The following is a 22659-nucleotide window of genomic DNA, read 5'->3' on the forward strand; positions in this document are numbered from 1 at the left end:
GGAGGATGCCAGCGCGCGGCCCGGACGGCTGCGCACCGCGTCGACGCTTCCTTGGCAATGCGTCTACTCTCCGGCGACTCCGGCGACTCCGGCGGCTCCGGCCGCTGCGGAGGCTGCCGGGTCTCCCGCGCGTCCGGCGCGTCCGGCGCCGTGGTGCCCGGACAGCGCCAGGCGCCGGTGCTCGCCGGGCGGCAGCCCGTACGCGGCGCGGAAGGCGCGGCTGAAGTCGGAGGGCCGCGGGATGCCGCAGCGGGCGGCGACGGCGTGCAGCGGCAGGGTGCGCAGCGCGGGGTCCGCGAGGTCGCGGTGCGCCTTCTCCAGCCGCCGGGCGCGGATCCAGGCGGCGACCGTCTCGCCGTGGGAGTGCCGGGTGAACAGCCGGTGCAGGTAGCTGACGGAGACGTGGTGGGCCTCGGCGATCGAGGTCGGGGTCAGCGCGGGGTCGTGGAGGTTGCGCCGGATGAAGGTGCGGACGTTCTCCACGAGGGCGCGCCCGCGGGTGTCGTCGGGCAGGGTGCCCTCGGCGTCGAGCTCCCGGGCGAGCAGGGCGGCCACCAGGTCGATGACGGCGGTGCCCAGGCGGGGCGCCTCGGCGGGGCCGAGCAGGGCGGCCTGGCGGTCCAGGCCGAGCAGGAAGTCCGCCAGCAGGCCGCTGGTCCCCTCGCGGCCGGAGAACGGACGCCCCATCAGGGCGCGCAGGCGGTCGGTCGGCAGCGGCAGCGCGGACACGGCGAAGTCGACGCCCATGGCCGTCACCCGCCGGGGCCCGGGGCCGTCGGCGGGCGCGCCGAGGCCCCGCACGTCGTACGGCTGCGAGCTGTCGAGCACGTACAGCTGACCCGGGCCGAACACGGTGGTCGGGTCGCGGTCGTCGCGGGTGAGCGACAGGCCGCCGTCGAGCACCAGGGTCAGGTGGCACACCTCCGGGTCCGACCGCCGCACCCGGGCGGCGGTCCGGCGGAAGCGCGCGGGCGGGAAGGAGGACCTGAGGAGGGTCACCGGCCCCAGTTCCAGGCGCCGCATCTCGGCCCGGAAGTGGTCGGCGTGCGCGCTGGTCATCTCGCTGTCGCGGGTACGCCCGATCAACTCCCGCCAGTAGTCGAACCGTTCCCTCGCGGGCACGTCCTCGCCCCGGAGCACGATCCCGGTATCCGCGGTCACGTCCACCGCTTCCCTTCACCTTCCGTTCCTCGGCCGGCCGACGGCCCGGCCCACCCGATTTTCCTCTTCCGATCATGAACTGGTAGGTTCTCACCCGTCGGCGGGACGGGATCGCGGAAGCGGTCGGAGGATCGCCGGACACGCGTCGGTGGTGCAGCGGTAGCACGCCCGCTTTCAGCGGGAGGGGTTCGTTCGATTCGGGCCCGGCGCTCCCATGGATCAGGGGTGGACGTCGGATTCCGACGTCCACCCCTGTCGGTTTTCCCGGCGGTCCGGCGGCGTCCGGTCCGTCCGGTGGCGCGGCCCGCCGACGGGCCCTGGGCGGGGCCCGCGAGGACGTCCGCGGGGCGCCCGGCGGATGCCCGGTCGCCCCGCGGCCCCCACCCCCATGGCTGCCGCCCGTCCGGCCGCGCCGGCGGGCGGTCGAGGTCCTGGCCTCCCCGGCTCGCGCCTGCCCGATCGGTCGGAGCCCACACGGGCGCCCGGCGGAGTCCGGGGGCCGGCGCCGCCACGCGAAGCCGGGCCGCCCCGGCCGGGCTGCTCCGTACGGGCTGCTCCGTACGGGCCGATCCGGCGGATGCGGGCGAGGGCGGGGCCGCCGTACGGCCGCCTCCGGCGGCCGGCCGACCCCGCCCGGGCCTCAGCGCTCCAGCAGCGCGCAGACGAAGTCCTCCTCGACCGCGCGCAGGCGCGCCAGCAGGTCCGGGTTGCCGCGCTGGTTGACCTGCGTGGTGACGGAGACGGTGAGGCTGCGGCGGCCGTCCGGGGTGCCCGCGCCCAGCTGGGTGTAGCCCGCGGTGTTGCCGGTGTGCCCGTACACCACGCCGCAGCGGGTGGTGTACTCGAAGATCGCCAGTCCGGCGCGGTTGGCCCCCGGGCCGGCCGGCTCGGAGGCGCCCTCGACGAAGGCCCGCTGCTGACGGCGCGTCCCGTCGCTGATCAGCGGGCCGCCCGCGTAGCCGGCCGCGAAGACGCTGAAGTCCCGCGGGGTGGACACCAGGCCGCCCGACGCCCAGGAGCCCGAGGCGCCGAACAGGGTGCTCACGTCCTCGGGCGCGGCGGGCGGCTCGGGGGCGTAGCCGTGCAGGTACGGCTCGGGCAGCTGGTAGCCGGAGGGGAGGCTGGTCCGCGTCAGGCCCAGGGGCCGGTAGACCTCGGAGGCCAGCAGGTCCTCGTAGCGCTGCCCGGTCACTGCCTCGGCCATCAGGGCGACGGCGATGTTGTCGGAGTTGGAGTACTGGTAGCGGGAGCCGGGGGCGAACTCCAGGTCCTGGTCGGCGACGTAGTCCAGCAGGTGCCGGGAGTCGAACACGTGGTGCGGGTCGGCGCGGATCTCCGCGAGGAACGCCGGTGCGTCGCTGTAGTCCGGCAGCCCGCTGGTGTGCTGGAGCAGCTGGCGCAGCGTCACCGCGCCCCAGGCGGCGGGCAGCGCGGGCAGCCGCCCGGCGATCGTGTCGTCCAGCCCGAGCAGCCCGCAGTCCACCAGGCGCAGCGCGACCGCGCCGCTGAACGCCTTCGCGGCGCTGGCCAGCCGCATGTGGTCGTCGAGCCGGGGCGGACGGCGGGTGCCGACCTCGGCCGTCCCGGCCCGGAACACCCGTACCCGCTCGCCGTCGCGCAGCACCGCGATGGCCCCGGGCGGCCCGTCCGGACGGTCGACCAGCTCCTGCAGTTCGGCGCGCAGCGCGAGGTCGTCGTCGTCATGGGGCGCGGCCGCGGCCGCGGCGGGTCCGGCGGGCGCGAGCGCCAGCGCGGCGGTCAGCAGCGCGGCGACCGCCCGCCCGGGGCGGGTCTTCGGTGAACGGCGGGTCTTCGGTGAACGGGGGGAGTGCAGGGACACGGCGGGGCCTCCGGAGGACGGCTCGGGGGACGGCTCGGGTGAGGACGGACGGCGCCGGTCCGCCGCCGCCCGGCGGCGGGGCGCACCGCCGCCCTGGCCGCAAGGGATCACCCGCCGACACCCCGGGGAAACGGCCCGGCGCCCCCCGTGACCCGCCCAGCCGAGCCGTCGGCCCCCCACGCCCGCGGCCCCCACGTCGCCGGCCGGAAGCCGTCGGCCGGGCTGACGGCGGCGGGCTTGGCGGGCGTGCGCGGTTGGGTCGACGGCGAAGGGTCGAAGGCGGCGGCGGACCGCTCCTCCGCGCACAGCCGTGTGACAGAACCGCGACGAGCCCGTGCTTCCGGCCGTGCCGACGCCGTCCATACGCTGATGAACCGTCAGATGAGCGGTGTCCCAAGGGATGCGTGGTGTCCCACGGGGATGCGTGCCGAGGGGAAGTGGGGGCCGATGGCCGGCAGTCAGAGCGTCGAGGACTCGGAGCGGCGGATCGTGGCGTGGGACGACAGGGTGGTCAGCGCGCTCTGCATCGTCGCCTGCGCGGCTTCGACGGTGGCGGGCGTGTTCGGGGTGCCGCTGGTCTGGCAGATGCCGTTCCTGTTCCTCGCGCTCTACGTGATCATGCGGGCCCTGGTCCCGCTGCGGAAGTCGAAGGACGAACTCGCCCGGATGCGCCACGAGCTCAGGTCGCTGCGTGAGAGCGTCGACCGGTCGGCGCCGAGCCGGATCGAGCACTACCCCGACGCCGAATCCTTCTACGGAGCGGCGACCGCTTACCTGCTCCAGCGCGGGGTGCGCAATCTGGACACCTGGTACGTGCGGACCGGCACCCCGGACGACTTCAGCCGCTCGACCCAGGAGTTCGCCGACTACTTCCGCCAGGTGCTGGACTGGGCCCGCGCCGGCGGTTCGGTGCGGCGGCTGTTCTGCTCGGGCTCGTCCACCGAGTTCGCGGACTGGACCGCCCGGCACCGGGAGGAGACCCGGGACCTCACCCGCTACGAGATCAGGGACGTGCGCTGGTCCATCAGGGCGGACCTGCTGAGCATGGCCATCATGGACGACCGCGCGGTCTTCCTGGCCTTCACCGTCGGCGCCCGGGTGTCCGGCATGCGGCTGGAGGGCCCGGAGGCGGCGAAGTACTTCAAGGAGTACTTCGACCGGCACTGGGAGAACGCCGACGTCGTGCGCTGACGCCGGCGCCCCGCTGCCCCCGCGGGCGAGCCGCCCCGCGCCGCCGGCGCCCCGGCCGCCCCCGCGGCCGAGCCGCCCCGCCCGCCCGTCAGCCCTGGGCGGGCAGGTGGTCGGCGACGAGGTCGGCGAACGCGTCGGGGGTGAGGATGCGGATGCCCAGCTCCTCGGCCTTGGCACGCTTGGAGCCGGCCTTCTCGCCGGCCACGAGCAGGGTGGTGCGCTTGGAGACGGAGGAGGAGGCCTTGCCGCCGGCCCGTTCGACGAGTTCGTTCATCTCGTTGCGGGAGAGGGCGGCGAGCGCGCCGGTCATGCTGCCGGTGACGACCACGGCCTCGCCCGCGAGCGGGCCGGCTCCGGCGCCGTCCTCGGCGGCCGGCTCCTCGGAGCCGGGTGCGGCGGGCGCCTGCGGCGCGGTGACGGCCGTGCCCACCCCGTGCTCCGCGAGACGGTCCAACAGCGGCGCGAGGTCGGCGAGTTCGGCGACGATGACGCGGGCCTTCTCCGGGCCGATGCCGTCCACCGCCGCCAGCGTCTCGGCGTCGGCGGCGCGGATCGCCGCCATCGACCCGAAGTGGGCGGCTATCCGGCGGGACATGGTGCGCCCGGTGCCGCGCACGCCCAGCGCGCAGAAGACCCGGTTGAGCGGGCGGCTGCGGGCGGTCTCGATCGCGGCGAGCAGGTTGTCGGTGCTGGTGTCGCCCATCCGCTCCAGGGAGAGCAGCTGCTCACGGGTGAGGGTCCACAGGTCGGCGAGGTCGGCGACCAGGCCGGCTTCGACGAGCTGGACGGCGCGGGTGCCGCCCAGGCCCTCGATGTCGAGCTGGTCGCGGCCGGCCGCGTAGATCACCGACGCCACCGCCTGGCAGTCGCGCCCGCGGGCGCAGCGCCAGCGCTGCTCGGTGGTGTCGATGGCGTCGCCGCAGCGCGGGCAGGACTCGGGGAAGACGATCGCCCGCTCCCCGCCGGTGCGCTCCTCCACCAGCGGGGCCTCCACGCGCGGGATGACGTCCCCGGCCCGGTAGACGAACACCTGGTCGCCGATCATCAGACCGCGCCGGGTGATGTCGGCCGGGTTGTGCAGCGTCGCGTAGGTGACGGTGACGCCGTCGATGACGACCGGCTCCAGCACCGCCCGCGGCGCGATGATGCCGGTGCGCCCGACGTTCCACTCCACGTCCAGCAGCCGGGTGACCTTGTGCTCGGCGGCCAGCTTGCGGGCGACGGCCCAGCGCGGCGCGCGCGAGCCGGAACCGGCCTCCCGCCGGTCCGCCGCCGAGTCGGCCTTGACCACCACGCCGTCGATGCCGAACGGCAGCCCGGAGCGCAGCGCGGCGATCTCCCCGACCCGCTGCTGGGCCTCCTCCAGCGTGGCGCAGCGCAGCGGACGGGCGGCGGTGCTCGCGGCCGTGTGGGCTCCCAGCGCGGCCAGCCGCTCCAGCAGCGCGCTGTGAGGGAGCTCCTCGTCCAGGCCCACGGCGCCGTAGCCGAAGAACGTCAGCTCCACGCGGTACGGGCGGTCCTTGGCGCGCAGGGTGCCGGCCGCGCCGTTGCGCGGGTTGGCGAAGGGGACGGCGCCGTGGGCGGTGCGCACCTCGTTGGCGTGCTCGAACTGCTCGCGGGTGAGCAGGACCTCGCCGCGCAGCTCGACGTCGACGGGCTCGGCGAGCGCGGCGGGCAGGCCCAGCACCGCGTCGGCCGCGTGGCTGATGTCCTCGCCGGCCAGGCCGTCCCCGCGGGTGATCAGCTGCTGCAGCCGCCCGGCGCGGTAGCGGGCCGCGACCGCCAGGCCGTCCAGCTTGGGCTCCACGCACCACGCGGCCACCGGGCGGCCCAGCCGGCGCTCCAGCCCGGCCGCCCAGTCCGCGAGCTCCTCGGCGGAGAAGACGTTGTCCAGCGACAGCATCGGCACGCTGTGCGGCACGTCGCCCTGGACCGCGCCGCCGGCGACCTTCCCGGTGGGGGAGTCCGGCAGCACCTCCTGCGGGTGCGCCTCCTCGTAGGCCGCGATCGCGCGCAGCAGGGCGTCGTACTCGTCGTCGCCGAGCGGGGTCGCGCCGTCGGTGTAGTAGGCGGCGGCGGCCCGGACGGCGGCGGCGACGGCATCGGCGTAGTCGCCGGAGGTGAGCAGAGCGGCGTCGTTCATGGGCGACATCATCACCGCCGGCACTGACAACGCCGCCGCTGCCGGGCACCGCGAGGGCGGGCGCAGGGGGGCCGCACGACACCGGCCGCACCGCGCCCGGTGGCCGGACCCGCGGCTGCCCGGTGCCGGCCGGCCGGACGGTCACCGGCACGGGCACCGACGCGGTCCGCCCGTGGCAGGACCTGCACGTCACCCGAGGCGCGGCCCGCGGCGGCCCGCAGGCCGGTCGGCCGACGGCCGCCGCGGGCCCGTGCTCAGGGGAGGTAGCGCTCCAGGGCGGCGGCGCCCTTGCGCTCGATCTCCTGGCGCGCCCATTCGACGCGCTCGGGGGTGACGTCGCGGCCCGTCGCCATCACGAGGTCCTCGGGGTCGAAGGGGCGCTCGCCCCCGGAGTAGATCTGCCGCTGCACCCCGGAGGACGACTCCGGCGCGCCTTCGTTCATCGCTTCCCGCATGTCCATCACCTCATCGCCTGGTGGCCCGTACGCACGGTCCTTCGATGGTCGTTCCGGCGGGCGGGCCATGACGGGTGGAGCACGACCAAGTTACTCCGTCCAGGTGAATGCGCACCCCGTCCGGCTCCCTCCGGCAGGCGGATCGCCGACCGGCGGGGTCCGTCCGCCCGTCACCGGGGCCGGTGGGCGACGGCGGCGAACATCGTCACCGAGAGGTGGAAGGCGCCCCGCGCGGCGGCCTCCTCGGCCCCGGTGCGGAGGCGGTCGCGCTGCTCCTCGTCGATCAGGCCCCGCTGGAGCGCCTGGGCGCCCAGCCGCTCGACGATCGGCCCGCTGACCGTGCGGGGGTCGTGCAGCAGGACGTCGGCGCCGAGCCCGTCCACGCTCAGGCCCGCCGCGGTGAGCCAGTCCGCCAGGCGGCGGCCGGCGTCCGGGGTGGCGGCGTTGGCCCGGGCGACGGTGGCCAGCGCCGGGCGGACCGCCGGGTCGGCGGGGTGCAGGACGAAGGTCGACCAGTCGGTGTCCAGCAGGGCGATGCGCCCGCCCGGGCGCAGCACCCGGGCGAACTCGGCGACGGCCCGCCCCGGGTCGTCCAGGTGCTGCAGGACGCGCTCGCACCACAGCACGTCCACCCCGGCGTCGGGCAGCGGCAGCGCGAGCGCGTCGCCGTCCAGGAACCGGGCCGCGCTGCCGGCCTCGGCGGCGCGCCGCTCGGCGACGGCCCGCAGGCCCGGGTGCGGTTCGAGGCCGGTCGCGACGCCGCCCGGGGCGACCGCGTCCGCGAGCACCCGGGTCTCCGACCCGGTCCCGCTGCCGACGTCCAGCGCCCGCTCCCCGGGCCGCGCCCCGAGGCGGTCGTGCGCCCACCCGCGCAGCCGCCGCACGCCCGCGTTGCCGGCCTGCACGTCCAGGGCGGCCACCAGCCGGTCGGTGACCGCGGGGTCGGCGTTGGCGGTGTGGAAGGCCGAGGTGGGGCGGGGGTCCGTCATGCGCCCACTCTAGGGTCCGTCTTCGGGCCCGTCCGTGCCCCGGGCGCCGGTGGGCGGCCGGACGAGGGCGGGTGGATGCGGGCGGGCGGATGGGGGCGGGACGGTCGTCGACACCCGGGAGCGCCGGCGCCCGGGGGACGCCGCGGGACGCACACCGGGGCCTCCCCGCCGCACGCGGTGCCCCGTACTCCCGGGCTTCCCCCCGTGCGGGGGGAGGTCCCTCGCGTACGGTGGTGGACGCCGGGCACGGCCGCTCCACCGGTCCACACCCTTGACGACACGCACCGTTAACCCAACGGCCTTGTATGATCCCTACATTCGGGCCACTGCCGGTGATCGGCCGTCGGCGGTGCGTACCCGCCCGGCCCGTCCGGTCCGTCTGCTCCTGAGCGCATCGAAAGGCCGCCCGATGGCCCCCCGACTGTCCGTCGTCGTCCCGATCTACAACGTCGAGCGCTACCTGCGGGAATGCCTCGACTCGATCGCGGCCCAGACCTTCGAAGACTTCGAATGCGTCCTGGTCGACGACGGCTCGACCGACGGCGGCCCCGCCATCGCCCAGGCCTACACCGAGCAGGACCCGCGCTTCCGCCTGGTCCGGCAGGAGAACCAGGGCCTCGGCGCCGCCCGCAACACCGGCTGGCGCCACCTCACCCCCGGCACCGAGTACCTGACCTTCGTCGACAGCGACGACACCCTGCCTCCGCACGCGTACCAGCTGATGATCAGCACGCTGGAGGAGACCGGCTCCGACTTCGTCACCGGCAACGCGCTGCGCCTGCGCACCGCCGGCCTCACCCCCTCGCACGGCCACCGCCGCGCGTTCCGCGAGACCCGGCTGCGCACCCACGTCAGCGAACTGCCGGCCCTGGTCACCGACCGCACCGCCTGGAACAAGGTCTACCGGCGCTCCTTCTTCGACGCCGCGGGCATCCTCTACCCCGAGGGCATCCTGTACGAGGACGCCCCGGTCAGCGTGCCCCACCACTTCCTCGCGAAGCGGGTCGACGTGCTCTCCGAGCCGATCTACCACTGGCGGGTGCGCGAGGACGGCGACCTGTCCATCACCCAGAAGAAGACCGACCCGCGCGGCGTGATCGACCGCGTCCGCTCGATGGAACTGGTCCGGGAATGGCTGCTGGCCCGCCCCGAGCCGGAGTTCGCCGAGCACCTGCGCGCCTACGACCACAACTGCCTGGTCGAGGAGATCCCGATGTTCTTCTGGTCCGTCCCGGACGGCGACCGCGCCTACCGCGAGGCCTACCAGCAGCACGTCAGCCGCCTGCTGCAGGCCATCGGCCCCGAGCGCCTGACCGCGCTGAGCAGCCAGCTGCGGCTCAAGTACCGCCTCACGCTGGCCGACCGGATGCACCGCTTCGTCGCCGTCCAGCGCCTGCACCGCCTCGCCCGCCGCACCCGCCAGGCCGCCGCCCGCAGCTGAGGCCGGAGGCGGGGCCAGGGGGATCCGGAGCCGCGGGCGCCGGTTCTCCCTGGACCCAGGGGCCCGGGCCGGTGGAGGGGCCGGATCAGGAGCGGTCGAGGCCGTCGACCAGCAGGCCGGGGGTGAAGTCGAAGCGGCCGTGGCCGCGCCCGCGGTGGGTTCGGCGGCGCGGCGGGCGGTGCGGGGAACGCCCCGGCGGGCAGCGCGGTGAAGCGGCGCGGCAGTTCGTCGCGGTCGACGACCCGTCCGCCGTCACCGTCCGCCGTCACCGTCCGCCGCGCGCCGGCTCCGGGGTGCCGGGTGAGGGCTCCGGGGCGACGGCCGGGTGCCGGTCGGTCGGGGTGCCGGTCCGTCCGGACGGGGTGGTCGCCTGGGCCGGTGACGACGCGACCGCGCCCTTCGACGCCCCCGGTCTCGAAGCCGCGCTGCGCCGCTGGGCCGGCACGCCGTCGCGGTGACGCCGGCGGCGTCCGGTCTCAGCCGGGGCCCGGACGCCCGGCCCGCGGCCCGGCCGCGTCGAGTACGGCGAGCAGCCGGGCGCGGACGTCGGCGGCGGCCTCGCGGGTGACCGGGTCCGCGCTCTCCAGCTGCGGGGCGATCAGCTCCACGGCCGCCGCCAGCAGCGGCAGCGGCACCTCCGCGGTCCGCAGGTGGAGGAGCTGCGACGCCGCCCGCGCGCCGGGCGAGGCCGGGGCGGGGGCACCGGGGATCAGAGCGGTGATGCCGCGGGGGAGTTGGCTTCCGGTCACCCGCCCATTCTCCCGTGCCCGACCGGTGGCGATCACCACCGGTGCGCGGCCCGGCCGGCCTCGTCAAGCGGGCGATCCCGGACGGCCCGGGCTGGGAGGACGGCCGGCATGAGTGCGGTCATCAGCCTGGATCTGGCCGGTTTCGTCCCCCGAGCGGACCAGAGCAGTGGCAGTGGCAGTGGCCGGGGCCGTGGCCGGGGCCAGTGGCAGTGGCAGTGGCCGGGGCCAGTGGCGCCGGGGGCCGGAGACCGCGTGCGGGACGACGAGCGCGGGGTGGTCCTGTCCGTCCACGACTTCGCCCTGGTGCCGGACCTGCCCGCCCCGCTCGACGCCGGTGAGCGGCTGCTGCGCGACGTGGCCCGCCAGACCGCGCAGGGCGGCGCCGCCCTGATCGAGGCGGAGGTCCGCGAGCTGGGCGGACTGCCGGGCCTGTGGCAGCTCGTCCAGGCCCCCCGGCCAGCGGCCCCGGGCAGGTGTTCGTCGGCGCGTGGACGCTGCCGCGCGACCGCTGCAGCGTGGTGCTGAACGTCCAGGCCGCCGAAGGCCCGGTCATCGGCATGCGGGAGGCCGTGGTCGCACCGGGTCGGCTTCGGCGCCTACGTCCGTCCCCACCCCTACGACCCCGAACTGCGCGGCCCGCTGCCCTCCCACGTGGCCGAGCTCCCGGAGTGGGACGCCACTTCCCGTCCCACCCGCTGACGCTGGTGCGCGAGACCCTCGTCCGGGTCGGCGCGAGCGCCGTCCCGGACGACGGCTTCCGCGCCCTCCCGCCCTTCACCGGCCCGGCGCCCGAGCCCGCGCGCCGCCGCTGGTGGTCCCGCCGCTGACCGCCCCCGGCCCGGGTGGCCCCCGGCCCGCCTCGGTGTCCTGTCATCGTGCCCTTGCCCTGTCGATCGGCAGGGTGGGGCGGCTGCGGGAGGGGGTGTTTCCTGCCGATCGGCACATGTGCGGGAGGGGGTGCGGGGGTCAGGCTCGGGGACATCGAGACGGCGGCCGCCGGGGCCGTCGGGGGAGGGAGGCCACGGTGTTCCCCATCCGTTCGCGTCGTCGTGTGCGCAGCGGCGCCCGGGCCGGGGCTGCGGCCCGGGCGCGGCGCGGGCCGCCGTGCGACGGTGAATACGGGACGGCCGCTGCGGAGGCGGGTGTCGCCGCCTGCGGGGCGGGTCCCGACCGGCCACGAATCCCCGCGGTCGACGGAGGATGCACCATGGGCGCGAGGGACAGGACACCCGGAACGCCGGGACCGCAGGACGGGCCCGGCGACGAGCGCGGCGACCGGCCCGGCGACGAGCGCGGGGCCGGGGGCGGGAAGGCGCAGGGGAACGCGGGTGTGCGGCGGGCCCGGCGGGCGGCCGAGTGGGGGCAGGCGAAGTACTCCGGCTCCTGGGCCGAGAGCCTGTGGACCAGGCTGGACGCGGTGGACTTCCTCAGCCAGGCCATCGTGCTGGCCGCCACGCTGCTGCTCTGCGCCGTCCCGTTCCTGATCGTGGTGTCCGCCCTGTCCGGGCGGTCGGCGGTGTCCGGGATGACCCATCGGCTGGGCCTGAGCGCGGAGGCCTCCGCCGACGTCAGCCATCTGATCGCCCCCACCTCGACGACCTCCGGGGCGGTCACCGGACTGTCGTGGGTCTTCTTCGTGCTGGGCGGCCTGGCCACCGCCCTGTCGATCCAGCAGCTGTACCAGCGGGTGTTCCAGCTGCCCCGGAAGACCTGGGACCGGCTGCGCGCGCTGGTCTGGCTGGCCCTGGTGGTGGGCTGGCTGGCGCTGGGCACCCTGGCGGGGCGCACCCTGCACGCGAGTCGGCCGGTGCTGTGGTGGGTCATCGGCGCCGCCGGGTGCGTCGGCGCCTGGTGGTTCACGATGTGGTTCCTGCTGGCCGGGCGCATACCCTGGCGCCGGCTGGTGCCGTGCGCGGTCGCGACCGGCGGGTTCTGGATCGGCATGCTGGTCGTCTTCCACTTCACCCTCTCCGGCATGATCGTCGGCAACGAGGACGAGTACGGGCCGATCGGGGTGGTGTTCGCCCTGATGTCGTTCTTCATCGCGATCGGCGTGGTGATCATCCTGGGCGCGTCCGCGGGCATGATGTGGCACGACCGCGGCATGTCCTTCCGCGCGGCGCTCCGGCGCATACGGCGCCCGCCGCGGTAGCCCCCGGCCCGGGTTGCCGCCTGGCCCGCCCGCCCCGCCTGGCCCGCCGGCCCCGCCGTCCCGCGCGGGTCAGGTCGGCCACCGGCCGTCGCGCATCAGCTCGCGGCCGGCCACGGCCGTTCCTCCTCGGCCCGGCCGCCGCGGCGACCGCCCGCCGCGGCGACCGTCCCCGCGAGTGCTCAGCCGGCCGCGCGCTCGACCAGGTCGGCGATGCGCTCCTCGACCTCCGCCGTGATCTCGGCCAGCGCGAAGTAGGCCGGCCACATCGGGCCCTCGTCCAGCTGCGCCTGGTCGCTGAAACCGAGCATGGCGTAGCGGGACTTGAACTTCTCGGCACTCTGGAAGAAGCAGACGACCTTGCCGTCCCGGGCGTAGGCGGGCATCCCGTACCAGAGCTTGGGCGCCAGCTGCGGGGCGGTGGCGGTGACGACGGCGTGCACCCGCTCGGCCATCGCCCGGTCGCCGTCTCCCATCTCGGCGATCTTCGCGAGCACGTCCCGCTCCGCCTCGGCCGCCTTCTCCGCCTTGGACCCCTTGCGCGCGGCCTTCTTCAGCTCCTGCGCGTGGTCCTTCATCGCCGTCCGCTCCTCGGCGGAGAACCCGGCGTGCTTGTCGTTCTCGGTACTGGTCATCGTCCGTCCACCCCTGGTGTCGCGTCGTCATGAGTCCCGATCGGCCTGCCGTTTCGCCTTCCTGCGCGGCCGGCCCGGTCGGCGTGGTCACACTCTCCCCCATCCGCCCCATGGAGCGCATCCGTGCTCACCACGGATCCGCACCACGGACACCGCCCCGAACACCGATCGGAGGCCGAGCGGACACCGCCCCGAACACCGGGCGGGCATCCGGACCCACGGACGCGCCCCGGGGGCCCGGCCCGGCCGAGGCCGGTCAATCGGGAGGGCCGCGATGACACGTTGGAGTTGGAATCATCCGGATAATCCTCGTTCCGCGCCGGGCAGCGACGATCATCGGGACCCGTGCCTACTTTGTGCCGACCGGCGGTCGACGTGCCCGAGCACGTGATCACGCTGCAGGAGACCCTCGACCTCGCCCGCTCCGTCCATGCCGACCACCCCCAACTGCCCCTCGCGCTCCGCCTGATTCAGAACACCGGCGTCCGCAAGCGCCATCTCGTCCAACCGATCGACGAGACGCTGCGACACGGCGGGTTCGAGGCCCGCAACCGGCGGTACGAGGCGGAGGCGAAGGCGCGGGTGCCCTCGGTGGTCCACCGGGCCCTGGCCCACGCCGGGCTGACGGCCCGTGACATCGACCTGATCGTCTACGTGTCGTGCACCGGCTTCATGATGCCGTCGCTGACCGCCTGGATGATCAACAGCATGGGGTTCCGCTCCGACACCCGCCAGCTGCCGATCGCCCAACTCGGCTGCGCCGCCGGGGGTGCGGCGATCAACCGGGCGCACGACTTCTGCACCGCCTACCCCGAGGCCAACGCGCTGATCGTCGCCTGCGAGTTCTGCTCGCTCTGCTACCAGCCGACCGATCTGTCCGTGGGCACCCTGCTGTCCAACGGACTGTTCGGCGACGCGGTGGCGGCGGCGGTGGTCCGAGGCCAGGGCGGCACCGGCATCCGGCTGGAGCGCAACGGCTCGCACCTGGTGCCCGACACCGAGGACTGGATCGCCTACAGCGTCCGCTCCACCGGCTTCCACTTCCTGCTGGACCGGCGCGTCCCGGGCACCATGGAGCCGCTCGCGCCGGTGCTGACCGAGCTGGCGGGCCGACACGGCTGGGACGCCTCGGGGCTGGACTTCTACATCGTCCACGCCGGAGGCCCGCGCATCCTGGACGACCTCTCCCGCTACCTCGGCGTCCCGCCGGAGGCCTTCCGCTTCAGCCGGGCCACCCTCACCGAGTACGGGAACATCGCCAGCGCCGTCGTGCTGGACGCGCTCGGCCGACTGTTCGACGAGGGCGGGGCCCCGGAACGCGCCAAGGGCCTGATCGCCGGCTTCGGGCCCGGCATCACCGCCGAGATCGCCCTCGGCCGGTGGACCACCCAGCTCGTCCGCGACCGGCCGGTGGCCGCCGCCGCGCTCGACCTCGCGCGCTGAGCCGCCGGCGATGTTCCACCGGCGCCAGGGGCGCTTCCCGGAGCTGCTCGCGGCGGCGGGAGTGCGCCCGGAGGAGGTCGACGCGGTGCTGAACACCCACCTGCACGCCGACTACGTGGGGTGGAACACCACCGAGCGGGACGGGAGTTGGGTGCCGACCTTCCCGAACGCGGTGTACTACCTGCCGGCCGCGGACCGGGCGTTCTTCGACCCGGCCGCCGGGCGCGGGGCCCGCGACGGCGGCGCGCTGGACCCGGCGCACCGGGCCGAGTGGGACCTCGTGTTCGAGGACAGCGTCGCCCCGGTGCTGGTGGCCGGGCAGGCGAAGGAGTGGTCGGGCTCGCTGCGCATCGACGCGGCCCTGGTGCTGGAGGAGGCGCCGGGGCACACCCCGGGCTCGTCCGTCCTGCGGGTCGACTCCGCCGGTGAACGGGCCGTGTTCGTCGGGGACCTGCTGCACTCCCCGGTCCAGCTGGCGCACCCCTCGTGCAGCAGCTGCTTCTGCCTGGACCCGGTGCGGGCGGCGGCCAGCCGCCTGCGGGTCCTGGAACGGGCCGCGGACGAGCGGGAGTTGGTGATTCCGGCGCACTTCGCGGGGGCGGGTGCGGCGCGGATCAGGCGCGCGGGCGCGGGGTTCGCGCCCGACTGGGCGCGCTGACCGACGCCGCTTCCGCGGGCCCGGCGGCCCGCGCCGGCGGCAGGCCGGGGCGGGCCGTTCGGTCTCGCCCAGCCGGCCGGCTGGGGCCGGGCGGGCCGGGTCGGGGCGGCTCAGCTGAGGGTGGCCCAACCCTGGCTGTTGGCGGTGCCGGCCTGGTTGACGGTCACGGCCGACCCGGCGCTGACGGCAGCGCTGTCCAGGACGTACCCGGTGGCCGGGTTGGTGATCGTGTAGGTGCCGCTGCCGTTCTGGGCCACCCGCCACTTCTGGTGCGCGTCGGCGGAGTCGAAGGCCTTCAGCGTCACCTGGGTCCCGGCGGTGGTGGGCGCGGTGAGGGTGAGCGGGGTCGGGCAGCTGTCGTAGATCCTGACCGTGCCGTCCGCGTTGGTGTCGAACTTCCACCGCTGCGAGGCGCGGGTGGAGTCGTAGGCGTTCAGGTCGGCGACCACGTTGGTGGTGGCGGCGCACTGCCCGGCGTGCTCCAGCGCCAGCCCGCCGCCGTCGGTCAGGGCGTGGTACTGGTTGTCGGCCACGATCGTGGGCCCGTAGTCGATGGTGTGCGCCGCCAGGGAGGTCAGCGCGCTGCCGGTCGTGGTGAGCGGCGGGATCGCCGCGGGCCGGCCGGTCTTGAAGTAGTCCGCGAAGGTGGACTGGGTGTGCGCGGTCATCACCGCGAGGGTGGCGTTCCACCCCCCGTCGACGTGGTTCCACAGGTCGAGCAGCGCGCCGTCCACGTTGCCCTGGACCTGGTCGCCGGTGTTCCAGCCGGTGGTGTACGTGAAGGGGTAGCTGCTGCCGTCCGACCAGACGTAGCGGTAGTCGCCGAGGAGGTAGGCGGCGGTGGAGTCGGCGAAGCCCTCGGTCCAGGCGCAGGTGCCGGAGCTGACCTGGTCGATGTAGTGCGGGCTGCAGTTGGTGACGGCCGGGAACGTGTCGTTGTAGAGGCGGTGCATGAGGAAGTGGCCGGACTCGTGGAGGACGGTGTGCTCGGAGTCCGGGTCGGCGGCGGTGAGGTGGACGGTGTTGGCCAGGTCGTAGTACGGGCCGTCCGTGGAGCCGCTGGTCCAGCGGATGTTCAGCTCGGTGCAGGCGTTGTCCGCCTCGTGGCTGGACCAGCAGGTGCTGCTGGGGTTGTTGCGGTGCGACCACAGGAGGTAGACGGTGTCGAAGGCGTGCCAGGCCCGCGCGGAGTCGGCGAGCGGCTTGAGGACGCCGACCGACGCGCCGGTGGAGACGTTGGACAGGGCGGGGGAGTCCAGCGTGTAGGGGGTTCCGGTGGTGTCGCCGACCTTCCAGAGCTTGCCGCTCTCGGTGCGGAAGCGCACCCGGATGCTGCTCATGGAGGTGGTGGAGACGGGGGTGTAGCAGAGGTTGAACGCCCCGTCGGCGGTGCCGGTGTACTGGTAGTCGGCGGTGAGTTGGTGCGGGGCGTCGGTGGACTTCTCGTTGCCCCACAGCGCGACGTCGGCGTTGCGGACCGGTTTGGTCCTGGTGGGCTTCGCGGTGCCGTCCTCGGCCGACTGGTAGTCGTACTGGAGGTTGCCGCTCAGGCAGATGGGGGTGGCCGCGGCGGCGGGGGAGGCCGTCAGCGGGACGGCGGCGGTGGCGGCGAGGAGGGCGGTGCCCAGGGCGGCGAAGCCGCGCGGCAGGCGCAGTCCGATGGTCAAGGACGGGTTCCTCTCGGGGGAGCGGGCGCACGGTGGTGCCCGAGGCGGTGTCCTGATCGGTCGGGGGCACGGGACCGTTCGTCGACGACCCGGCCCGGAGCCAGGATCGGGGCCCGGGCCTGCCGCGGTAAGGGCGCTCGGAAGCGCGAACGCGGGACGGTAGTCCGGCGGGGGCAGTTCGGTTGCGAAGCCGCCGCCGCACGCCGCACCCTCGCACGCCGCCCCCGTCCACGAGCCCTTCGCCGGATTTTGCTCGCCCGCGCAATTTCTTGCTCAGGCGAGCAAAGTGCTCTACAGTCTTGCTCAGGCAAGCAAGAATCAGCTTGGGCGGGCAAGGAGGGTTGGGATGGGGCGGACGTTCACCGAGTCGGGGCGCCGGGCGCAGATCGTGCAGGCCGCCATCGAGGTGGTCGCCGAGGTGGGCTACGCGAAGACCTCGTTCAGCCGGATCGCGAAGCAGGCGGGGCTGAGCAGCACCGGGATGATCTCGTACCACTTCGCCGGCAAGGACGACCTGATGCACGAGGTCGTCGCCGAGGTGACCAGGGTGACCGGGGGGTTCATGATGCCGAGGATCGCCGCGGCCGAGGGCGCGAGCGCCCGGCTGCGGGCGTTCATTGAGTCCAACGTCGAACTGCTCGCGGTCTGGCCCGGGCACCTGAAGGCGCTGATCGAGGTGCTGCCGAACCTCGGCGGGGACGATCCGGCCACGGTGGGCTACCAGGCCTCCATGCGGCAGGTGATGGAGGGCCAGGAGCAGGCGGTCCGCGCGGCCCAGGAGGCGGGTGAGTTCCGGGAGTTCGACCCGCGGCTGATGCTCGTGGCGATGCGCGGGGCGATCGACGCCGTGGTGATGCGCTGGGTCGGGGATCCGACCTTCGACGTCATCGAGGCCGGCCGGGAGCTGGCGGACATCTTCGAACGGGCCACCCGCGCCGACCCGTAGCGGAGCGGCGGGACGGGCAGGGCCGGCAAGGGCGGCAGGGTCGCGCACAGGACAGGGGAGAGGGCAGTCATGGGACGGGCGAGTGTGATGGGGGAGACCGTGGACGAGCAGGCCGTGGGCCGGCAGGCCGAAGACGCGAAGGCCGGGCAGGAGGGTCGCCGGGAGGGCACCGCGCCCTCCGAGGCGCAGAAGGCGCGTGCCGCCAAGCGGGCGCTGGCCACGTCGCTGGTGTTCGAACTGGCGCTGCCGCTCGGCGGTTTCTACGCGCTGCAGGGCGCGGGCCTCAGCCAGTGGGCGGCGCTGCTGGTCAGCAGCCTGCTGCTGGTGCCGTGGCTGGTGCTGGGGATGGTGCGCAGCCGCCGGGTCGAGGTGCTGCCGGCGTTCACCCTGCTGATGGTCGCCGTCGGCGCGCTGATGTCGATGGTCAGCGGCAGCCCCCGGGTGCTGCTGGTGCGCGACAGCTGGGTGTTCGGCGCGCTCGGGCTCTGGGTGCTGGGCACGCTGGCGACGCGGCGTCCGTTCATGCTGACCGCGGCGCGTTCGCTCGTCGCCGCCAAGATCGGCGAGGCGGGGGCCGAGGAGTGGGTGGCGCGCTTCGACCACGACGCGGTCTTCCGCCGCCACCTGCGCCTGCTGACCGCCGTGTGGGGCCTCGGGTTCGCCGCGGACGCCGGGATCCGGGTGACGCTGGCCTGCACCCTGCCGGTGGACCTGGTGCCGCTGGTGAACACGCTGCAGTGGCTGGCGGTGCTGGGCGGGCTGTTCGGCTTCCACTTCTGGTACGTCAACCGCCACGGCCTGAAGGTCTGACACCGGGTCACCTGGTCACCGGGCCGCCACGGGGGAGGCCGGGGAAGCCGGGGCCCGGAGAGAAGCGGGGGGACACGGGGGAAGCGGGGGAGCCGGGGGAGCGGGGGGGGGGGGGGGGGGGGGGGGGGGGGGGGGAGGAAGAGGGGGGGGGGGGGGGGGGGGGGGGGGGGGGGGGGGGGGGGGGGGGGGGGAGGGGGTGTCGTTGACCCGCGCCGTGCCTGTCGCCCGCGTCACGGACGCGCGGCGCGTCCGTGACGCGGACTGCGCGCACCGCCGCTCGGTCAGCCGTTGCTCCAGGACGCGCCCGAGCCCGTGAACGAACCCGAGACACCGTTGTCGTCGGCCAGGATCCAGAAACCGGCGTGGGTGATCCCGTCGGGGGAGACCGAGGACTCGACGGCCGCGACGCCGGCGCCGCTCTGGTTGGCCATGAACCCGCCCTTGCCGAAGTCCGCGCTCAGGCCCTCCTGGGCCGAGGCCAGGCCGGCGCAGCCGATCACGAGCGGGGCGGTCAGGGCACCGACGGCAAGAACACGCTGGAAAGCACGCATGGGAAATCTCCTCCACGGAGTTCAGGGATTGAAAGGGACGGCGCCGAGCGGCCCGCCGCGACTTCAGACAGCCATGCGCCGCGACCCCCCGCAAGTGCTGCCGCCGCCCGAGCGGACCTCACGGCTCGTCAAAAACTCCGAGCTGACCTGCGGAAACGCGGACCGGACGGCGATCGCCCGGGATCAGTCGGGCGGAGCAGGCACCCTGGGCCTTCCGCGTACCGCGCGCGGACCGCCCGCACCAGCCGCCGCCCGCCCCCGCGGGAGCCCCTGCGGGCGCCGGCCCCCGGCGGAAGGGGCGGCGCGGACCCCGGCCCCGACCTGCTGGGATACCCCGGTGACCGACCCGGCCGAGACCCCCGCCCGCCCCTGCCTGCTCTGCGAACCGCCGCCCGCGCGACCTTGCGCGCCCGCCACTGGCGCGAGCGGCACCGGGCCGTCGAGATGGCGCACGTCCGCGCGTACGTCTGACGGCGACCCGACGTGTCCGGCGCGCCGACGGTGGTCCCGTGGGCGCGGACTGGCGTGACGGTTCGCCCTGGGTGCCGCCGTCGCCGCGGCCGCCGCGTCGGCTCCGGCCCCGGGCGCTACTCCACGACCCGGACCTTGTCCGCCTGCATCCCCTTCTGCCCCTGGACGGCCTCGAAGGTGACCTTCTGCCCTTCCACCAGGGACTTGAAGCCGCTTCCCTCGATCGCACGGAAGTGAACGAACAGGTCGGGCCCGGACTCCGGGGTGATGAAGCCGTACCCCTTCTCGTCGTTGAACCACTTCACCGTGCCGTTCTGACGCTCCGCCATGTGCCTGTCCCTGGGTCGATACGAATGCTCGGCACGGATGTCGAGACGAACCGTTGCCGACGGAGATCCTTTCACGAGGAGTGAGGAATCGGGTGCCAAGCGTGACGCGCGTCCGCGCCGGAACGGACGCTTGCCCCGGGCGGACCGGGCGGTTGCCCGGGGCGGTCAGGAGCGGTTGCCCCCGGCGGCAGGACCGGGGCCGGCGAGGGGCGGATCCCCTCAACCTGCCGGAACGGGGCGTGTGTTGTCCGTCCGGTGGCCGCATACTGATCGGTACTTCGGTACTGGCACCGCGGGCCGCGGGCCGCTCGACGAGGGAGTGAGCACGCGTGCGTGAGGAGAAGAAGGCCGGTCGCGGCGGTGCCGTCGCCGAGCGGCAGCAGGCCCGCAGGCCGTCCCCGGCCCCGTCGGCGGGCTCGGTCGGACTGCTCGGCCTCCAGGCCTCGGCGGGCAACGCGGCGGTCGTCCAGATGCTCCGCCGGCAGGGTGCGCAGCGCCGGCCCGCACCCCGCCCGCACGCCGGAGCCCACCCGCACGCCGGGCCGCACACGCACCGGGACGAGGCGCCCGCCGTCCAGCGCTCCGCCATCCACGAGGTGCTGCGCGGCAGCGGCCGGCCGCTGGACCAGGCGTCCCGCGCGGACATGGAGGCCCGCCTGGGCGCCGACTTCAGCGACGTCCGGGTGCACACCGGCCCCGCCGCCCGGGCCTCCGCCGCCGAGATCGGCGCCCGCGCCTACACCAGCGGCAACCACGTGGTGCTCGGCGAGGGCGGCCTCGACCGGCACACCCTCGCCCATGAGCTCACCCACGTCATCCAGCAGCGCCGGGGCCCCGTCGCGGGCACCGACAACGGCGGCGGCCTGCGGGTCTCCGACCCCTCGGACCGCTTCGAGCGCGAGGCGGAGGCCACCGCCGCCCGGGTGCTGCGCGGCCCGGCCCCCGCCCCGACGCACGAGCCCGAGACCGCCGGGGCCGCGCCCGGGCCGGCCGCGGTGCAGCGCGTCACCATCGGGGAGGCGATGCCGGGCCGCGTCGTCCCGGCCGAGCGGATGCAGGCCTTCCAGGACCTGGCCCGGCAGGTCTGGGCGGGCGCGGACCGCAACCTGGTCCGGGAGACCTGGCAGGGCTTCTTCCAGAGCCTCGGCTCGGAGCAGGCCGTACGGGACTTCTGCGAGCAGAACCGCGCCGCCTTCCAGCCCCCGCTGCCCGCCGCGCTGCCGGCGGACGTGGGGCAGCTGATCGACCTCGCCCTCAACTCCCTGCCGGCCGACGCGCCGTTCCCGCACCGGGACGGGGCGGACGCCCTCTACTGGTACCTGCTGGACGTGGTCCTCGACCCGGCGTACGGCTTCGAGGACACCATGGACCTCGCCGCCGAGATCGGCCCGGACCTGCTGCGCCGGGACATCCTCAACCCGGTCAACTTCGCCTCCTGCTACCCGACGGCCCAGCACCTGTTCCCGGTCCTGTCCGGCGTCACGGCCCAGCAGGGCGAGAGCCGCGAGGCGCTCTCGCACCGCGCGGCGAACGAGGCCATGGCCCAGGGCCCGGGCAACGACCGGGACGTCACCGAGGACGCCGGCGCCTTCCGCACCGCCGTCGCCGGGCTCACCAACGCGATCCGCTCGGCCGCGGGCCACGGCGCCGAAGCCGTCTTCCGGATCGAGTTCGCCGGGCACGGCTTCACCCTGGTGCTGCGCCGCCCGGACCCGGCCCAGCCGGCCTTGCACATCGAACTGATCGAGAGCCTCGCGCACGCCGCCTCCCTGGACTCCTCCCTCAAGCGCCCGGGCATGCCGGTGGAGGCCGTGTGCCAGGCCCTGACCCAGATGGCCGACGACGACTGGCAGGTCCGCCAGCAGGGCGCGGGCACGCTCGGCTGGAACTCCCACGCGCTGTTCCTGCACGACGCGGGCCAGCCCGGCACCCCCGGCTACCCGCGCTCCTCCTACCCCGGGCAGGCCAACGCGGCCGAGGGCGAGTACTTCCCGCGGACGAAGATGAAGTGGTGGGCGAACCCCCTGCACCCGGACGGGGTGGAGAACTGGGCGCAGCAGGGCCGCGACCGCCTCGGCCGGCTGGAGAACGCCGGCCTGTGACGCGCGCCAGGGCCCGCTCCGGCCGGGGCCCTGCGCCGTCGGCCGCTCCGGCCGGCCGGGCCCCTGCGCCGTTGACACCGGGGCGCGGCGGGGACCAGGGTGAGGGGCATGATCGACTTCCGTCCCGCCCCGCCCGCCGACGACCCGGCCCCCGCCAGGGGCGTCCTGGTCACCGGGGCCGCGAAGGGCATCGGCCGGGCCGTCGCGCAGGCCTTCGCCGCGCGGGGCGACCGCGTCGCCGTGCACTACGCGTCGAGCCGGGCCCGGGCCGAGGAGACCCTGGCCGGGCTGCCCGGCCAGGGGCACGTCCTGGTCGAGGGCGACCTGGGCGACCCGGCCGCCGCCGAGCGCATCGCCCACGCCGCGGACGAGCGGCTCGGCGGGGTGGACGTCCTGGTCAACAACGCCGCCGTGGCCACCTCCGCGGACAACGCCCACCCGGTGGCCGAGGTGCCGTACGAGGACTGGCAGCGCGTCTGGCGGCAGATGGTCGACGTCAACCTGCTCGGCGCGGCGAACCTCAGCTACTGCGTCGCGCGCCGCCTCATCGCCCGCGGCGCGCCGGGCCGGATCGTGCACATCGGCTCGCGCGGCGCCTTCCGCGGCGAGCCCGACCACCCCGCGTACGGGGCGAGCAAGGCCGCGCTGCACGCCCTCGGCCAGTCCCTGGCCGTCGCCCTGGCCCCGCACGGCATCGCGGTGACCTCGGTCGCCCCCGGCTTCACCGCCACCGACCGGGTCGCCGACCGCCTGAGCGGCGCCTCCGGGCAGGCCCTGCGCGGGCAGAGCCCGTTCGGCCGGGTCGGCACCCCGGAGGAGGTCGCCGCGGCCGTGCTCTACCTGGCCTCCCCGGAGGCCACCTGGGCCTCCGGCACCGTGCTGGACCTCAACGGGGCCTCGCACCTGCGCCTTTGACCGGGGACAGGGGC

The 22659-nt window shown here is 75.3% G+C and carries 22 protein-coding genes and 1 tRNA gene; 13 read left to right on the forward strand and 10 right to left on the reverse strand.

Annotation, left to right across the window (positions count from 1 at the left end):
• Window positions 1–63: 63 nt before the first annotated feature.
• Window positions 64–1161: an AraC family transcriptional regulator gene (locus ACZ6Y7_RS29105; protein ID WP_465760920.1), complete on the reverse strand. Its 1098-nt coding sequence runs from the start codon at window positions 1159–1161 to the stop codon at window positions 64–66.
• Window positions 1162–1303: 142 nt separating this feature from the next.
• On the opposite strand from ACZ6Y7_RS29105, the gene ACZ6Y7_RS29110 reads away from it, so the two are divergent.
• Window positions 1304–1372 (forward strand) — tRNA-Glu (locus ACZ6Y7_RS29110).
• 429 nt (window positions 1373–1801) lie between these two features.
• On the opposite strand, the gene ACZ6Y7_RS29115 is transcribed toward ACZ6Y7_RS29110, so the two are convergent.
• Entirely contained in the window at window positions 1802–3001 is a 1200-nt protein-coding gene (locus ACZ6Y7_RS29115) for a serine hydrolase domain-containing protein (protein WP_465760921.1), read from the reverse strand.
• Window positions 3002–3448: 447 nt separating this feature from the next.
• Between ACZ6Y7_RS29115 and ACZ6Y7_RS29120 the strand changes: the two genes are divergently transcribed.
• Window positions 3449–4192, forward strand: a complete 744-nt coding sequence (locus ACZ6Y7_RS29120) for a hypothetical protein (protein WP_465760922.1) — start codon at window positions 3449–3451, stop codon at window positions 4190–4192.
• Between the two features lie 88 nt (window positions 4193–4280).
• On the opposite strand, the gene ligA is transcribed toward ACZ6Y7_RS29120, so the two are convergent.
• The 3 genes from ligA to ACZ6Y7_RS29135 all read right to left on the reverse strand — a co-directional run bounded on the left by ligA (window position 4281) and on the right by ACZ6Y7_RS29135 (window position 7779).
• Complete coding sequence (gene ligA / locus ACZ6Y7_RS29125; RefSeq protein ID WP_465760923.1) at window positions 4281–6335, reverse strand: NAD-dependent DNA ligase LigA; 2055 nt, start codon at window positions 6333–6335, stop codon at window positions 4281–4283.
• Between the two features lie 254 nt (window positions 6336–6589).
• Window positions 6590–6778 (reverse strand): hypothetical protein, encoded by a 189-nt coding sequence (locus tag ACZ6Y7_RS29130; RefSeq protein WP_465760982.1) that lies wholly within the window; start codon window positions 6776–6778, stop codon window positions 6590–6592.
• 182 nt (window positions 6779–6960) lie between these two features.
• Window positions 6961–7779, reverse strand: coding sequence for a methyltransferase domain-containing protein (locus tag ACZ6Y7_RS29135; protein ID WP_465760924.1), 819 nt, complete (start codon window positions 7777–7779; stop codon window positions 6961–6963).
• Window positions 7780–8188: 409 nt separating this feature from the next.
• Here ACZ6Y7_RS29135 and ACZ6Y7_RS29140 point away from each other — a divergent pair, with 409 nt between their 5' ends.
• Both ACZ6Y7_RS29140 and ACZ6Y7_RS29145 read left to right on the forward strand, forming a co-directional pair.
• Entirely contained in the window at window positions 8189–9220 is a 1032-nt protein-coding gene (locus ACZ6Y7_RS29140) for a glycosyltransferase family 2 protein (protein WP_465760925.1), read from the forward strand.
• Between the two features lie 341 nt (window positions 9221–9561).
• Window positions 9562–9678, forward strand: a complete 117-nt coding sequence (locus tag ACZ6Y7_RS29145) for an aromatic-ring hydroxylase C-terminal domain-containing protein (protein WP_465760926.1) — start codon at window positions 9562–9564, stop codon at window positions 9676–9678.
• Window positions 9679–9696: 18 nt separating this feature from the next.
• Here the strand turns inward: ACZ6Y7_RS29145 and ACZ6Y7_RS29150 are convergent, their stop codons facing one another.
• Window positions 9697–9969, reverse strand: a complete 273-nt coding sequence (locus ACZ6Y7_RS29150; RefSeq protein WP_465760927.1) for a hypothetical protein — start codon at window positions 9967–9969, stop codon at window positions 9697–9699.
• A gap of 108 nt (window positions 9970–10077) precedes the next feature.
• Here ACZ6Y7_RS29150 and ACZ6Y7_RS29155 point away from each other — a divergent pair, with 108 nt between their 5' ends.
• From ACZ6Y7_RS29155 to ACZ6Y7_RS29165, 3 genes are all read left to right on the forward strand, one after another.
• On the forward strand, window positions 10078–10494 hold the full coding sequence (locus ACZ6Y7_RS29155) for a hypothetical protein (protein WP_465760928.1): 417 nt from the start codon (window positions 10078–10080) through the stop codon (window positions 10492–10494).
• 143 nt (window positions 10495–10637) lie between these two features.
• Window positions 10638–10796, forward strand: coding sequence for a hypothetical protein (locus ACZ6Y7_RS29160; protein WP_465760929.1), 159 nt, complete (start codon window positions 10638–10640; stop codon window positions 10794–10796).
• Between the two features lie 380 nt (window positions 10797–11176).
• Window positions 11177–12121, forward strand: a complete 945-nt coding sequence (locus ACZ6Y7_RS29165) for a hypothetical protein (protein WP_465760930.1) — start codon at window positions 11177–11179, stop codon at window positions 12119–12121.
• Between the two features lie 179 nt (window positions 12122–12300).
• Here the strand turns inward: ACZ6Y7_RS29165 and ACZ6Y7_RS29170 are convergent, their stop codons facing one another.
• Window positions 12301–12753, reverse strand: a complete 453-nt coding sequence (locus ACZ6Y7_RS29170) for an iron chaperone (RefSeq protein WP_465760931.1) — start codon at window positions 12751–12753, stop codon at window positions 12301–12303.
• A gap of 345 nt (window positions 12754–13098) precedes the next feature.
• On the opposite strand from ACZ6Y7_RS29170, the gene ACZ6Y7_RS29175 reads away from it, so the two are divergent.
• Both ACZ6Y7_RS29175 and ACZ6Y7_RS29180 read left to right on the forward strand, forming a co-directional pair.
• A complete protein-coding gene (locus tag ACZ6Y7_RS29175; protein ID WP_465760932.1) occupies window positions 13099–14196 on the forward strand; it encodes a type III polyketide synthase in 1098 nt (365 codons plus the stop codon).
• A gap of 10 nt (window positions 14197–14206) precedes the next feature.
• Window positions 14207–14854, forward strand: a complete 648-nt coding sequence (locus ACZ6Y7_RS29180; protein WP_465760933.1) for an MBL fold metallo-hydrolase — start codon at window positions 14207–14209, stop codon at window positions 14852–14854.
• 110 nt (window positions 14855–14964) lie between these two features.
• Here ACZ6Y7_RS29180 and ACZ6Y7_RS29185 read toward each other — a convergent pair whose 3' ends face one another.
• The gene (locus ACZ6Y7_RS29185) at window positions 14965–16521 is read right to left on the reverse strand and encodes an RICIN domain-containing protein (protein ID WP_465760934.1); all 1557 of its coding nucleotides are present in this window, start codon (window positions 16519–16521) and stop codon (window positions 14965–14967) included.
• A 346-nt stretch (window positions 16522–16867) separates the two neighbouring features.
• Between ACZ6Y7_RS29185 and ACZ6Y7_RS29190 the strand changes: the two genes are divergently transcribed.
• Both ACZ6Y7_RS29190 and ACZ6Y7_RS29195 read left to right on the forward strand, forming a co-directional pair.
• The gene (locus ACZ6Y7_RS29190) at window positions 16868–17467 is read left to right on the forward strand and encodes a TetR/AcrR family transcriptional regulator (RefSeq protein ID WP_465760935.1); all 600 of its coding nucleotides are present in this window, start codon (window positions 16868–16870) and stop codon (window positions 17465–17467) included.
• A 69-nt stretch (window positions 17468–17536) separates the two neighbouring features.
• Window positions 17537–18277 carry a VC0807 family protein gene (locus tag ACZ6Y7_RS29195; RefSeq protein ID WP_465760936.1) on the forward strand — a complete coding sequence of 247 codons (741 nt, stop codon included), beginning with the start codon at window positions 17537–17539 and terminating at the stop codon, window positions 18275–18277.
• 281 nt (window positions 18278–18558) lie between these two features.
• On the opposite strand, the gene ACZ6Y7_RS29200 is transcribed toward ACZ6Y7_RS29195, so the two are convergent.
• Window positions 18559–18828 carry a hypothetical protein gene (locus ACZ6Y7_RS29200; RefSeq protein WP_465760937.1) on the reverse strand — a complete coding sequence of 90 codons (270 nt, stop codon included), beginning with the start codon at window positions 18826–18828 and terminating at the stop codon, window positions 18559–18561.
• 587 nt (window positions 18829–19415) lie between these two features.
• Window positions 19416–19628: a cold-shock protein gene (locus ACZ6Y7_RS29205; protein ID WP_465760938.1), complete on the reverse strand. Its 213-nt coding sequence runs from the start codon at window positions 19626–19628 to the stop codon at window positions 19416–19418.
• A 329-nt stretch (window positions 19629–19957) separates the two neighbouring features.
• Here ACZ6Y7_RS29205 and ACZ6Y7_RS29210 point away from each other — a divergent pair, with 329 nt between their 5' ends.
• Both ACZ6Y7_RS29210 and ACZ6Y7_RS29215 read left to right on the forward strand, forming a co-directional pair.
• The gene (locus tag ACZ6Y7_RS29210; RefSeq protein ID WP_465760939.1) at window positions 19958–21730 is read left to right on the forward strand and encodes an eCIS core domain-containing protein; all 1773 of its coding nucleotides are present in this window, start codon (window positions 19958–19960) and stop codon (window positions 21728–21730) included.
• 108 nt (window positions 21731–21838) lie between these two features.
• A complete protein-coding gene (locus ACZ6Y7_RS29215) occupies window positions 21839–22645 on the forward strand; it encodes an SDR family NAD(P)-dependent oxidoreductase (protein WP_465760940.1) in 807 nt (268 codons plus the stop codon).
• The last annotated feature ends 14 nt before the right edge of the window (window positions 22646–22659 follow it).

It is taken from the genome of Kitasatospora sp. NPDC053308, assembly GCF_055585785.1.